This is a genomic window from Bdellovibrio sp. HAGR004, assembly GCF_055397015.1.
The window spans coordinates 3,149,310-3,161,722 of record NZ_AP029176.1; the positions used below are offsets into that span (position 1 = coordinate 3,149,310).

13 protein-coding genes are annotated in these 12,413 nt (G+C 48.2%); 6 read left to right on the forward strand and 7 right to left on the reverse strand.

The genetic code is table 11. From position 1 onward, the window contains the following. Positions 1 to 43: 43 nt before the first annotated feature. Complete coding sequence (locus tag ACZ5ZV_RS15740) at positions 44 to 1,381, reverse strand: replication-associated recombination protein A (protein ID WP_464118136.1); 1,338 nt, start codon at positions 1,379 to 1,381, stop codon at positions 44 to 46. Positions 1,382 to 1,522: 141 nt separating this feature from the next. Here ACZ5ZV_RS15740 and ACZ5ZV_RS15745 point away from each other — a divergent pair, with 141 nt between their 5' ends. Then, on the forward strand, positions 1,523 to 1,753 hold the full coding sequence (locus ACZ5ZV_RS15745) for a hypothetical protein (RefSeq protein WP_464118137.1): 231 nt from the start codon (positions 1,523 to 1,525) through the stop codon (positions 1,751 to 1,753). Between the two features lie 11 nt (positions 1,754 to 1,764). Here ACZ5ZV_RS15745 and ACZ5ZV_RS15750 read toward each other — a convergent pair. Further along, positions 1,765 to 2,996 (reverse strand): IS3 family transposase gene (locus ACZ5ZV_RS15750; RefSeq protein ID WP_464118138.1). Its coding sequence is split into 2 segments (ribosomal slippage): positions 1,765 to 2,639 and positions 2,639 to 2,996, totalling 1,233 coding nucleotides; the frame shifts between segments, so codons are not numbered across the junction. Positions 2,997 to 3,037: 41 nt separating this feature from the next. After that, entirely contained in the window at positions 3,038 to 3,436 is a 399-nt protein-coding gene (locus tag ACZ5ZV_RS15755) for a hypothetical protein (protein ID WP_464118139.1), read from the reverse strand. 415 nt (positions 3,437 to 3,851) lie between these two features. Between ACZ5ZV_RS15755 and ACZ5ZV_RS15760 the strand changes: the two genes are divergently transcribed. Both ACZ5ZV_RS15760 and ACZ5ZV_RS15765 read left to right on the forward strand, forming a co-directional pair. Continuing rightward, positions 3,852 to 4,475 carry a hypothetical protein gene (locus ACZ5ZV_RS15760; RefSeq protein WP_464118140.1) on the forward strand — a complete coding sequence of 208 codons (624 nt, stop codon included), beginning with the start codon at positions 3,852 to 3,854 and terminating at the stop codon, positions 4,473 to 4,475. After that, positions 4,444 to 5,367 (forward strand): HTTM domain-containing protein, encoded by a 924-nt coding sequence (locus ACZ5ZV_RS15765; RefSeq protein ID WP_464118141.1) that lies wholly within the window; start codon positions 4,444 to 4,446, stop codon positions 5,365 to 5,367. Before ACZ5ZV_RS15760 ends, ACZ5ZV_RS15765 begins: the two co-directional genes overlap by 32 nt. Before the next feature lie 3 nt (positions 5,368 to 5,370). On the opposite strand, the gene ACZ5ZV_RS15770 is transcribed toward ACZ5ZV_RS15765, so the two are convergent. Both ACZ5ZV_RS15770 and ACZ5ZV_RS15775 read right to left on the reverse strand, forming a co-directional pair. After that, a complete protein-coding gene (locus tag ACZ5ZV_RS15770; protein WP_464118142.1) occupies positions 5,371 to 6,327 on the reverse strand; it encodes an HTTM domain-containing protein in 957 nt (318 codons plus the stop codon). Continuing rightward, positions 6,305 to 6,880 (reverse strand): hypothetical protein, encoded by a 576-nt coding sequence (locus tag ACZ5ZV_RS15775; RefSeq protein ID WP_464118143.1) that lies wholly within the window; start codon positions 6,878 to 6,880, stop codon positions 6,305 to 6,307. Before ACZ5ZV_RS15775 ends, ACZ5ZV_RS15770 begins: the two co-directional genes overlap by 23 nt. A 414-nt stretch (positions 6,881 to 7,294) precedes the next feature. On the opposite strand from ACZ5ZV_RS15775, the gene ACZ5ZV_RS15780 reads away from it, so the two are divergent. Further along, positions 7,295 to 8,119, forward strand: a complete 825-nt coding sequence (locus ACZ5ZV_RS15780; RefSeq protein ID WP_464118144.1) for a murein L,D-transpeptidase catalytic domain family protein — start codon at positions 7,295 to 7,297, stop codon at positions 8,117 to 8,119. A gap of 88 nt (positions 8,120 to 8,207) precedes the next feature. Here ACZ5ZV_RS15780 and ACZ5ZV_RS15785 read toward each other — a convergent pair whose 3' ends face one another. Next, a complete protein-coding gene (locus ACZ5ZV_RS15785) occupies positions 8,208 to 9,587 on the reverse strand; it encodes a mannose-1-phosphate guanylyltransferase/mannose-6-phosphate isomerase (RefSeq protein ID WP_464118145.1) in 1,380 nt (459 codons plus the stop codon). 189 nt (positions 9,588 to 9,776) lie between these two features. On the opposite strand from ACZ5ZV_RS15785, the gene ACZ5ZV_RS15790 reads away from it, so the two are divergent. After that, complete coding sequence (locus ACZ5ZV_RS15790) at positions 9,777 to 10,769, forward strand: lysylphosphatidylglycerol synthase transmembrane domain-containing protein (protein ID WP_464118146.1); 993 nt, start codon at positions 9,777 to 9,779, stop codon at positions 10,767 to 10,769. A 39-nt stretch (positions 10,770 to 10,808) separates the two neighbouring features. Here ACZ5ZV_RS15790 and ACZ5ZV_RS15795 read toward each other — a convergent pair whose 3' ends face one another. Further along, positions 10,809 to 11,792, reverse strand: a complete 984-nt coding sequence (locus tag ACZ5ZV_RS15795) for a D-glycero-alpha-D-manno-heptose-1,7-bisphosphate 7-phosphatase (RefSeq protein ID WP_464118147.1) — start codon at positions 11,790 to 11,792, stop codon at positions 10,809 to 10,811. Between the two features lie 95 nt (positions 11,793 to 11,887). Here ACZ5ZV_RS15795 and ACZ5ZV_RS15800 point away from each other — a divergent pair, with 95 nt between their 5' ends. After that, positions 11,888 to 12,412: a TIGR03546 family protein gene (locus ACZ5ZV_RS15800; protein ID WP_464118148.1), complete on the forward strand. Its 525-nt coding sequence runs from the start codon at positions 11,888 to 11,890 to the stop codon at positions 12,410 to 12,412. Position 12,413: the final 1 nt, after the last annotated feature.

Below are 12,413 nucleotides of genomic sequence, written 5' to 3' on the forward strand. Positions count from 1 at the left end.
TGCCAGCATAGGGCAACCACCTAAGAGGAACAACCCCGCAGGGCTATTCTTTGGGATCCTTCTTCAGCTTCATCCAGTTCAAATACTCTTTGATGTTCTTTTCAAAGCCACGTGCGGTGGGTTCATAGAGTGATGGCTTTTCTTCGATTTCGTCTGGCAGATAGCTTTGCTCCACCCAGCCCGTAGGATAGTTGTGGGGATACTTATAGTCGCGGCCGTACCCCAAGTCTTTCGCCAGGGCTGTTTTAGCGGAGCGCAAGTGCAGTGGAATCGGCAGCGTGCGAGTCTTTTCAACCAGTTCGCGAGCCTTATGCAAAGCCATATAAGACGCGTTGGATTTCGGGCACGATGCCAGATAGGTCGTCACTTGAGATAATGTGATCGCCCCCTCGGGAAGACCAATCGCCTCCACCGCTTGAAGGCCCGCAATAGCAACAGAAATAGCCCGCGGATCTGCATTCCCGATATCTTCACTGGCCAACACGATCAAACGACGTGCAATAAAGATCGGGTCTTCCCCACCATCCAGCATGCGTGCCAGATAGTACATGGCTGCATCCGGATCGCTGCCACGAATACTTTTAATAAAAGCCGAGATCGTATCGTAGTGCATTTCGGAGTTCTTGTCGTAACCCAGCGGATTCTGCTGAAGCAGCTCACGCATGTCGTTCACATCAAGAAGCTCAGCTTGATCCTCATCCTTGGTGAAGGTGTACAGGATCTCAAGACTGTTGATCAGGCGACGGGCATCCCCGTCTGAATACTCAATCAGATTCTGTCGTGCGGCCGCAGTCAGGATCTGATCCAAGGACTTGGCATAGTGAGCTTCGGCCCGGGTGACGATTTTATTCAGATCGTCATCGGACAGCCGTTCAAAGACCACCACACGGCACCGACTGAGCAAGGCCCGGTTCAATTCATAGCTGGGATTTTCAGTGGTGGCCCCGACCAAAACCAAATCCCCTTTTTCCACGAACGGTAACAGCACGTCCTGCTGGGCTTTATTAAAGCGATGGATTTCATCCACAAACAGGATTGTCTTTTGCTGGAACTGAATGCGGCGATCTTTTCCGGCCTCACCCACTTCACGCAACGCCTTGGCGCCGGAATCCACGGCGTTGAGATGCACATAGTGCGCATTGAAATGCTGGGATAGAGCCAACGCAAAAGTGGTCTTCCCCGTTCCCGGAGGCCCCCAGATGATCAAACTGGGCAAATACCCTTTGCGCAGCATCTGGCCCAACTTGGATTTCGGCCCTAAGGTCTTTTCCTGACCAAAGATTTCATCCAGATTCTTCGGGCGAAGAATCTCGGACAAAGGGGATATTCCTGTAGAGGCCTGGGACGCAGAAAAAAGATCCATAAAAGGGTCATAAACCATCCCTACTTTCTAATCATCCAAAAAACTCTCCTCCTTCAGTACGCATAATGCTCGGTGACAAATTATAAATAAATAAACTTTTGTTTTTTTAAATTGACACAGAAAAATGTTTTGCAGATGCTTGAAAACAAAGGAGTGTTTATGAATAAACTATTAGCAATGTTCTTATTGGTTCCATCTTTAGCAAATGCACAAAGCGCAACTGAGGGCCAACTCAATGAAGTAAAACCTCTGGCAGCGGCGGCGTTTCCCGATGGGTCTACTGTAAAAACTATCAGGCTAGGGGCTGTGGCAGGAGGCTCAAGCAATGCGGTGATCTTCCAAATGAAGCAGGCCGACGGCACATCATGCTATGTGGAGTTGCCCCTATAAAAACGGACAGGTCAGACCGCTCGGTTAATTTCTCTTCTGTACTGCCTGGGTGACTTCATTCGCAATGCTTTATGTGGTGCGTTTTCATTGTAGTCCTCAAACCAAGCATCTAATTGCTCAATAACCCGGGCTGCTGACGAAAGATCCCCAAGCCACACGTAATCCCTTTTGAAGGTTTTCACGAAGGCTTCCGCCATGCCATTGCTTTCTGGGCTGTAGCTCGGAGTTGTTCTGATATCCAGACCCAGTGAATGTCCGAAGCGAACGGTTTCATGCGCAGTATAGCCGGGCCCATTGTCGGTTAGCCATTGTACGACATGAGGCACTCTTTTGACTTTACCAAAGCGCTGCTCAACCGTTTCCATCATGAGATCGCGAACCAAACCTCCATCAATTCCTCTTGTGCTTGCGACATATGTAATCGACTCTCGGTCATGGCAATCGAGAGAGAAGGCCACTTGAACCTGTTCCCCATTCCAGCATTGAATTCCGAAGGCATCGCTGCACCATCTGACATCTGATTTGATCGTTGAAACCTTGCCATCATGGCTTCGAATAGGTCGGCCAGTGTGGCGTTGCAACAGGAGACCGTTCTGCTTCATGATTCTGTAGACACGCTTGTAGTTGATCTTCTCGTCGACCTTCTTCCGTAGTAAAGCCGTTACTCTGCGATATCCGTAAGTAGCCCTTTGATCGACAATTTCCCGTATTAATGGCAATAGGCGACTATCATCGTCTTTTACGATTTTCTTTTTCATTTTCAAAACCTGATTGTTTTTGATTTTCTCTGCTAAGTGGCTCCGAGAGACTTCGAGGGCACGACAAACTGTCGTTATTCGAAATCTTCGACTCCGGGCAACGGTTTGCGCGAGATAAGTTTTTTTTCGCGACCGATCCGAACAGCTTCTTTAAGGACTTCAACTTCTTCAGTTTTCTGTCCAAGAAGGCGCTCAAGGCGTTTGATCCGCTCTTGAGCCTTATTTAGCTCAGACTCTGGAATCACACGTTCTTCTTTGTCGATTGCCGTAAGAGCTCCGTTTTCCATCTGCCTCTTCCAATTGAATAGTTGCGCAGGAGATATACCATACTTCCTGGCCACATACGAGACCGTATGCCCAGGTTCGTAAGTCTCTTCAACCATTAGCTTTTTCTCTGCTGGCGCCCACCTTCTGCGGCGCTGGACCGAGGTGATAACCTCAACTTTACGCCCTCTGGGCAACTCATAAGAACTATCATTATTCATAGTCATACTCCTATCATTAGGAGCGGACCGTCATGTCCGGTTTAAATGGGGAGCACTACATTCCCGTTGTTTCCGTTATTCCCGTTATTTACGTTATTACCGTTATTACCGTTATTTACGTTATTACCATTATTCCCGTTATTTACGTTATTACCGTTATTCCCGTTGTTAACGTTGTTGCCGTTATTACCATTTGTTCCGTTAACGGCCTGAACAGAAGGCGCTCCCTCACAAGGAACCCATGTCTTGTTAATCAAACACATGCTTCTTGCTCGACCATCTGCCGAGTTAAAGCTGACAAATCCTCCCTGACCTTTTACGTCTGATAGAATCTGATGCGACTCATTCTTTGCGTTTGCGGTTGCCGACGTCTTCGCCCATGCGACGTTCGCCAGCATCGACAAGCCCGCCAAGAAAAGAACCTTCCTTGACCCACTCATTGCATTCTCCTTAGTTTGACACCCCTGACGACGCCGCCCCCGCGGCCTCATCTTCAGGGCGTTATTAATTGTTTAAGCTGACTAAGTTTTTTAGAACGCACGCATTTTTTTGGACACTTACATAAACAATAATTTCATCCATTTAATTGACACAACTTGGTCTGTCTAATGACAGAATTAATGAATCTCCCCAATCCTTGGCGACTCCACAACAAGCGATCACAACACTTTTCATAGAGAAAACACCGCAAAAAACAACTTGCTCTTTAAAAGTAATCCGCACAGAAAAACATATTTCTTGCTCCCCCGAAATATATCCCCTCGGTGGAAAGTTGCTGATCTTTCAAAAGCGTAAAGCACTTTTTCAAACCATCTATGTTAATACTCAAGGTCTTAAACGCACGGGAGCCGGCCAATGAATATATCTGAAAAGATCCATGCATTAATTCCTCCGATTAAGAAGCTTTTAATACTGATCTTCTTTACCCTGAACGTAGGTATCATGATCGCCGATGGTTTGCCGGATCAAAGTGCCCTGGGGGGCAGATTCATCTCGTTGGTGTCGCGCTATCAGGCGTGGGCGATGCTGTATCAGCCTTGGTCGATGTTTGCTCCAAACCCCATGAACACAACGGCGTTCATAGAAGCCGACCTCCGATTCGACGACGGAAGCACTTCTGTCTGGAAGCTTCCTCGCCCCAATGACCTCCCCTTCTTTAGAAAAATTCTGACCGGAGATCGTTATCGTATCCTGGGGCAGGAAACGTTACTGCCTGAGCATAATGATCTGGTCTGGTTCGACCTGTCCCGCTACATCACCCGCGAAATCATGCAGCAAGAGACCAGCAAAAATTCAGGCCGATTGCTGAAAGAGATTCAATTCAAACGATTTGAAAGCCGTGTTCATCTACCGCCCGAGGGGTCCTTCATACCTCACGGCCAGCGCAGCCAACGTTTTGACGTCACTCATGTCTTCCACTACGTCCCAACCTATGAAAGGATTCGCTATGAAGCTCAAAACAATCAGCAAAGCCATTGATGATTTTCTCTTTATTCCACAGCCCGTCTATAGTGTCGCCCTTCTCCGTATCGGCTTGGGACTGCTTTTACTCCTAAATTGGGTGATGCTCTATACGGACCTCGATGTCCTTTACGGACCTAACGGCATTGTGTCCTTGCAGACCGCGCAGCAACTTGGAAATCCTTTGCGCTTTTCCCTATTTGATTACTTACCGAACACTGCAAAAGTGACAACCACACTGGCCTTTGTAAATCTTTTGGCTGTTCTGGGAATCATCGTCGGAGCCTGGACCCGCACATCCATCTTTATTGCCTTTGTGACTCTTGTTTCGTTTCATCACCGCAACGGCTTTATCTTAAACAGTGCAGATTCGGTGCTAAGGATCTTCCTTTTCTTTCTCTTTTTCACACACTGCGCAGATTGGCTGTCTGTGGATCGCTGGCGCTTGCGGCAACAAGGACGTGCTCCTGAAATACCAGAAGAGAAGAGCCCTTGGGCTCTTCGCTTGATTCAGATTCAGTTCTGCATCATCTACATTGCTACTGTTCTATTTAAAATTAAAGGCGATCGTTGGGTTGACGGCACCGCTGTTTACATCGCCACCCGTCTGGATGACTTTATCCGCTTCGAACTTCCATTGCTTAACAGCATGCTCTTCATCAAAGTGATGACCTGGGCAACACTGGCTATTGAATTCGCGTTGGGCACCCTGGTATGGGTCAAAGAACTTCGTTACTGGGTTTTGTTGGCGGGAGTCGGCTTTCATCTGGGTATCGAATACACAATGTCGATCCCGGTCTTTGAATGGGCCATGATTGTTCTTATGGTCAGTATGGTGGACTCTCGAGACATAAAAAGCTGGATGGATCGCCTTCAAAGACTGCGCCTGAAAACGATCCAAAGCGCCTAAAAACTACTTATCCTTAGCGTAGCGTAAAGACCAGGAAGGCCATTGAATTCTTTGAATCAGACGGCCTTCCTTGGCAGATTGCAACCACGACTGAAGATCACGGGAATCTACCATACACAGCATGGAAAAGATCATCACCCACTCAAACATCGGGATATTCATCGTGACTTCAATTCCCAAATGCAGTCCCATGCCAGCCAAAAGAACCCAATAGCGCAGTTCTTTGATCCACACTAAAGTTCCTAATGCCAATTCCACCACCAGTGTGGACCAAGTCAAAAACTTGACGATAATCAGATTGTTTAAAATTTCCAAAGGCATTCGTACAAACTCATCCAAGCGAGTCGCAATGTAAACAGCCGTTCCATCAGCCCACATTGTTCCCTTCATTTTAAACATCACCGTCGCAATATAAATTAAACTGAACTGGATCTGCATTAAACGTAAGGCCCAAGGACTCTTTTCGACCGGAATCCGAGGCACAGTCCCCCGCTTCAACCCAATCCAACGATCCAGAGAGTACAAATCCGCACAGGGAGTAAAGAACAGCAAAAAGACAAAGTTCCTGATAACGATATCAGAACTGTTTAAAATAAAGACGTTTCTGTTGTGAAAGGAAAGAAGAGTAAAAAAAGCTAGCGCAATAGAAGTTCTGGTGAACAAACCGAAAAAGACCCCCAGTGACGCCACCAAATTCACTAATGCCAGCAAGATAGGAACCCGGGCATCCGGCGGCAGCAGCTCAAACAGACTGAAGCGATAAGGGTGACTGTACTTCAGAGCGCTTTCCATGGAAAACAGGCCATCTATTCCCCAGAAAGTTTCCAGGTGACTCCAGATCATGTACCAATTGATCAGCAAGACCGCACCAAAAAGAATCCTCATCAGTGCGACGCTGTGTGAAGGCTGTGGCTTAAAGAAAAAATTATTTAAAGACTTAGTGACTGTTGCTAGCTTCATAGCGGGGCCCTCCCGTGGGCTTGAAATGAAAAACTGTCTCGGTATTGTATTGGGTGCTCAACTGCCCGTGGGGAATAAACAATTGTGCTGGAGGCTTCACGACATTGAAATGCCGATAGAAGTAAAGCTCCTGCAGCTCACGCCCACGCCCCTGCTGCTCTATGGCCGCAACCTCTCGGGCCACATAGCGGGACAGATCAAACCAAAGTTCTTCTTTTTCCATTGGCAAAAGATTTTCCTGCTGATACTTGCGATATCGCTCACCGGCAGTGAAGCGCTCCAGCGGGTCAAGCTGAGAAGCCCGTGGGAAGGTCCAGCGTTCAGTGGAGCCATCTTTAAACGTCAAAGTCGCTGTTAAATATGAGTTCACCGAGGCGGGATTGGGAGCAAACATGCTCCAAGTTTGATCCAGGCCAAAGAACACCTGGTAGGGAGACAAAAATCTTAAGACCTGATCCCCCACCGCACTTCGATCCGGAAGTGCTGCCGTAACCATCATGATCACATGGACCGCAATAAAAGCCGAAATCAAAGACTTCTTAAAAATCGCCATTGGCACCTACCTTGATGTATCAAGCATCAGAATAGATAGCCGACGGAAGATTCCCCTAGCAATCTCGTTTGCTGTAAGATGAATTACGTTTCTATCAACTAGCTTTCGAAGCGGCAACAATGCTCCACATCCCGACGACTTCAACATCAGGGCGAAGTGACTTTCATACCTCCCGAACAGTCATATCTCCAGCCCAGGCGGAGCCTCAATCACGAACTCGGAAAACTGTTTAAGAGCATATTGCCAAGGCCCAAGCCCCCTGAATATCTTCTGCACACTAAGCCAATATACGGCACTCCAGGCTGACTCAATTCGATTTAAGGGGGTCCATAAGCCCCCAAATTATGGCACGTGCCTTGTATAGAGAAACAACGGAATCATAACCGAACGTTAATTGGAAAGTTGGGACCTGAAATGAAATTGCAGAAGTTTATCACTGCCCTAGTAGTCACCCTTATCAGCTCACAGAGCTTCGCAGAAAGTCTGTACGACAAAAAGGTCAAGGACGTTCGCCTCTACGATATGTTTATCAAGCAAGGCGTCCCAGAGGCCGCCTTACAAAGAACTTTTGAGTTCCTCGATGTCAATGCCGGCAAAACCATCAAGGTCCGTTCCAAAGTCCGTGGCAAAGAAAGAACCTTCATGGACGACCGTGAAGTCACGATCCGCAACGACTTCGTGGCCGTCATCGACTTCTCAAAGCCTTCCAGTGAACGACGCCTGTATGTGATGAATCTGAAAGACGGTGCTGTCTCAAAACACTTCGTCGCTCACGGCAAAGGCTCTGGCGTCCGCGTGGCTGCCAAGTTTTCAAATATCGACGGCTCCAAAATGTCTTCTTTAGGCATGTATCTTGGTGGCAATACGTATTATGGCGGCCATGGCGAATCTTTGAATCTGTATGGTCTTGAAGCTTCGAACAGCAAGGCGGCAGAGCGCGATATCGTCGTACACGCTGCAAGCTATGTTTCCGAGGACTACGTGAAAAGCCAAGGTCGCCTGGGCCGCAGCTGGGGCTGTCCGGCAGTGGCACCTGGAATCATTAAAAAGATGCTGAATAACTTTAAAGAAGGCGGACTGATCTATGCTTACCACAAAGATTTGATCCCAGTCGCCGCCAAAGATCCAACACTGCAGGAAGTTCAATCCGGCGAAAAAGACGATGAAGACGTGGATTTGCCAGATGAAGAAGAAAGCGTCAGAAAGGGCCAGTCAGCCGCTTCAGCACCTCAGCAGTAATCTGATTTGGAACTCACCAGGTAAAATAAAAAAAGCCCCGAAAGAACTTCGGGGCTTTTTTTATTTCAGATCCAGACGATGCAAGTGACTACTCTCTTTTATAGTCATCCTGATAACGGACAATATCATCCTCGCCGAAGTATGTTCCCAACTGAACCTCTACAAACTCCAGCATTTCATCCGAGTTGTTGCGCATGCGGTGCTTTGCTCCCAGTGGAATATGAATATGGCTGCCCGCCTTCACAGGAATCACCTGATCATTGAGGACCACTTCCCCCGAACCCTGTGTAATAGTCCAGTGCTCTTCTCTTTTGGCATGGGACTGGTATGACAACTGCGAATGGGGATTCACACGGATCACTTTGGATTTAAAATTCTCTGTGTCTTTAAGAATCTCAAAGTAACCCCAAGGACGATATTCGAACACGTGCTCTTTCACTAAAGGTGACTGTGCTTGAGTCAGCTTTTCCACCACGTGGCGCACATCTTGAGACTGCCCCTTTTTCACCAACATAAGGGCATCTTTCGTATCAACAACGATGACATCTTCCATGCCGATCATGGAGTAGTTCTTTGCCGGATCCCCGAAAACAAAATTTTCCTGACCTTTGACGTTGATGATGTCCTGGCCCTTTTGCAAGGCTGCCACCGCATCCCAAGAGCCCACGTCATTCCAGCCAAAATCCGCCGGAATACACGCCAGCTCCTGATCATTGAGCTTTTCCATAATGGCATAATCGATGGAGATACTCTGCACCTGAGCGTAGATTTCGCCCAGATTCGAGGCATCAGCTTTCAAAGCCAGAATCTGCTTCCACAAGGCCGGCTGATGTTTTTCAAAGAGACTTGCCATATGGGAAACCTTGAAAACGAAGATCCCCGCATTCCAGCTGAAACTGCCCTGGGCAATAAACTCTTTGGCCTTTTGCAGATCCGGCTTTTCGTGGAACTTCACAACTGAATAGGCCTTCAAACTGCCCGGGCCGTCTTTCAAACTGACGGCTTTAGTCTGAATATAACCATACCCTGTTTCTGGGTATGATGGCGTGATCCCCAGGGTCACCACACGGTCTTCCATTGCAACAGTGTTGGCAAAATCCACCACTTTCAGAAAAACATCATCTTTTGCAATCAAGTGATCCGAAGGGAAAATACCCACGACCTCAGAACCTTTTCCCTGATCCAACAAAAGCTTGCATAAGGCCGCAATCGCAGGGGCCGTGTTTTTGCCGATCGGCTCATAAACCACCTGAACGCCGTCGGCTTTGTTTTGCTTCAGATTCAGCTCTGTCAGGGTCTGCAAGGCTTTGGACGTCACAATCCACGGCGTTCCCATACGAAGGCATCGCTTCAACGTCAGAGTCTGCAAGGGCTCACCAAAAATATCGCAGAATTGCTTGGGCATCTGCTGACGGGATACGGGCCACAATCGCGTTCCACTGCCACCGGATAGGATTACTGGTATCAAGACGACCTCCAAAATAAGCTCTCTTTTATAGCACTATTCGAGGAGAGTGAGTATTTTTAGCCGCGTCATGGCTCGATTCGTCAAAAATCTGAGTTCCCTTGAGAAAGCCTCTGAAATAGCAGCTCCGATGGCCCTTAAATAAGCCATTTCTCTGGAGTTCTGATCTGTTTTCAAGTAAGACAGACCCCTATGGTTAAACACACCAAAAAGCTCCTGGTTCAAACTTCCAAGATTCTCTTCTCGGCCGGTATCATCTATTGGCTGGTCCAATCCGGAAAGCTGAACTTTGCAGCTCTTAAAAATCTTCTGACTCCGGCGGCGGCCTCCGTGGCCTTGCTTTTGGTGGTGCTGAACCTTTTCCTGGCCAGCGAACGCTGGCGCGCCTTGATCAAGTCCCAAGGGCTCAAGGTCAGTCCGTTGAAGGTCTTTCGCTTAAGCCTCATCGGGTCCTTTTTTAATTTCGCCATGCCCGGTGGAGTCGGCGGCGACGTCATCAAGGCCTTTTACTTTACCCGGGAAAATCCCGGGTCCAAAGTTGTTGCTGTTACCAGCGTCCTGATGGACCGGGTGCTGGGGCTGTTTGCAATGTTGCTGCTGGCTTTGCTTGTGATGGTCTATGACTTGAATCACATCCTGACCGTGCCTGCACTGACCACGCTGTTCTGGTTTATTCTTAGCCTGTTCTTTGCATTTATCGTCGCCCTGGCGCTGATCTTTTCACAAAAGGTCTATGACAGATCCATTCTGAAAAAAATCATCCACATGTTACCTCTGTCTGAAAAGTTCATGAAGCTTTACGAAAGTATGCACCTGTATGGCAAAGACGGAAAACGTTTCGTCTTGGTCTTGTGCCTCAGTCTTTTGTCCCAAGTCTGCTCGATCCTGTTCCTGATTCTGGCCGGCAATGCCGCAGGCTTCACTGATATCGCAGCGAAGACCTATTTTCTGGTTGCTCCTCTGGGGTACATGGCCACAGCAATACCCATCTCTCCTGCTGGAGTCGGCGTCGGGCAAGCGGCCTTCTATTTCCTGTTTAATATTTATAATGGAAATACTTCTGAAGTCGGCCCCACCGTCATCACAGCCTTCCAGGTCACAACTTTCGTGGTCAGTTTGACGGGAGCCTTCTTCTATCTGCGCATCAAAGAACGCGTCAGCACGGCGGCTTTGGAAAAGATGTAAAAGAACCCGCCAGATACTCAATCCGGCCTTGGTTTTTATTTATAAAGAAATATCCATCAAAGATTCGACGGTGTCGTAAGAGAACTCAGGATGAAGCGTCTGATAGATTTTCAGGCTTTCCTCCTGCTTTGAGGTTTTATCAGAGGCCAGCAGATATAACTTCCTCACCCCGGCAGCATAAGCAGCCTTCAAATCCGAAGCACTGTCCCCCACCATCATGGAAAGACCCAAATTCACTTTCAGCTTATCATTGATTTTCAAGAACATCCCGTTGCGGGGTTTTCTTAAGCCCGCCAACAGACGACCGCGCAGTGTGACGGATTCGCTGATAAAGGCTGACCACTCGCAGTCATCAATCCAGGCATTCTGCTCCGCCAAAAGGCGCAGCATCTGTTGATGCACACCCTGATATTCGTCCCAAGCGATACGGCCACGCCCCAATCCTGACTGATTTGTCACCAAGGCCACCCACCAGCCCAGAGCATGAGCACGATTGATCAAATCCGCTATACCCGGCATCAACACGACAGCCTCTGGATCTTTATTGTAAGGAACATCCTTCACAACCACATTGTCTCGATCCAGGAACAGACACGGAGTCTGATGCTCCCCAGGCAATCCCTGCAGGACTGAAGTTTGATTCCACTGATTGTACAAGCTTTGCAATAAAGCTCTCCAGATCTCGATCGTCACATCAGAAAAAACAAAATCCCAGGAATCCTTCAGTCGAGGTGCCGCGTCCGTCCCCACCAAAGCCCTTTGACCGGACAGAAGACTTTCCAGCTCTGGCAGCAAACTTTCCTGCTCCTTGAAGAACAAAATCAAATCCTCTGAGCGAGTCACAAAGCGTCTTGCCACCAGATCCTGGACGCGTCGAATGGTGAAGGGAATCTCGGCACCAAAGTGCTTCTGCAGGGACTCAGTCCAGGTAACCAATGTTGACGGAGCCTTATCGGCAAGGAAGACCAGGTTTCCTCCCAGTTGAACTGTTTCAAGAATCAAAAGCTCCAACGGATGTGACATAGGGCCCCAGTTTACAACAGACCAATCCCCCTGTCCTCGGGTTTCTACTTGCCGCCTTGCATTTATGCTTATTAAAATCGCTGCAGGAGGAATCCATGACAGCGTTACTCAAGCAGATATTCAACTTTCTGAAACTCCTCAACTCGGACACCGGCACCAATCAGCTCGCGTGGGGACTTTCACTGGGACTGATTCTGGGTTTTGCCCCGTTCATTTCCATTCAGACACTTTTAGTCTTCGCCTTGATTTTCTTTTTCAGAGTGCAACTGGGCGCCGCTTTTCTTTCCGCCTTCTTCTTCAAGTTTGTGGCCTTCCTGTTTGATCAGCCGGCCCACTTCCTGGGAAAAGCTGTTTTGGAAAACGAAGCCCTGCGCCCGCTGTTTGTCACCATGTACAACATGCCGTTTGTGCCGATGACCCGCTTTAACAACTCCATCGTCATGGGCTCCATGATTGTCTCCATTCTGCTTCTGCCTTTTGCGTTCTTTGGCTTTAAGATCGCGATTCTGAAATATCGTGCGACCGTTGTGGCCCGATTCAAAGGCACAAAGTTCTGGAAGGCCTTCACCGCCACGAAGCTTTATAACTGGTACTGCACTTACGACAATCTTTACGGATAGG

Excerpts from the sequence above, each read along its gene's own strand:
- ACZ5ZV_RS15740 (WP_464118136.1), bottom strand. The coding sequence starts at position 1,381 with ATGGTTTATGACCCTTTTATGGATCTTTTTTCTGCGTCCCAGGCCTCT.
- ACZ5ZV_RS15745 (WP_464118137.1), top strand. The coding sequence starts at position 1,523 with ATGAATAAACTATTAGCAATGTTCTTATTGGTTCCATCTTTAGCAAAT.
- ACZ5ZV_RS15755 (WP_464118139.1), bottom strand. The coding sequence starts at position 3,436 with ATGAGTGGGTCAAGGAAGGTTCTTTTCTTGGCGGGCTTGTCGATGCTG.
- ACZ5ZV_RS15760 (WP_464118140.1), top strand. The coding sequence starts at position 3,852 with ATGAATATATCTGAAAAGATCCATGCATTAATTCCTCCGATTAAGAAG.
- ACZ5ZV_RS15765 (WP_464118141.1), top strand. The coding sequence starts at position 4,444 with ATGAAGCTCAAAACAATCAGCAAAGCCATTGATGATTTTCTCTTTATT.
- ACZ5ZV_RS15770 (WP_464118142.1), bottom strand. The coding sequence starts at position 6,327 with ATGAAGCTAGCAACAGTCACTAAGTCTTTAAATAATTTTTTCTTTAAG.
- ACZ5ZV_RS15775 (WP_464118143.1), bottom strand. The coding sequence starts at position 6,880 with ATGGCGATTTTTAAGAAGTCTTTGATTTCGGCTTTTATTGCGGTCCAT.
- ACZ5ZV_RS15780 (WP_464118144.1), top strand. The coding sequence starts at position 7,295 with ATGAAATTGCAGAAGTTTATCACTGCCCTAGTAGTCACCCTTATCAGC.
- ACZ5ZV_RS15790 (WP_464118146.1), top strand. The coding sequence starts at position 9,777 with ATGGTTAAACACACCAAAAAGCTCCTGGTTCAAACTTCCAAGATTCTC.
- ACZ5ZV_RS15795 (WP_464118147.1), bottom strand. The coding sequence starts at position 11,792 with ATGTCACATCCGTTGGAGCTTTTGATTCTTGAAACAGTTCAACTGGGA.
- ACZ5ZV_RS15800 (WP_464118148.1), top strand. The coding sequence starts at position 11,888 with ATGACAGCGTTACTCAAGCAGATATTCAACTTTCTGAAACTCCTCAAC.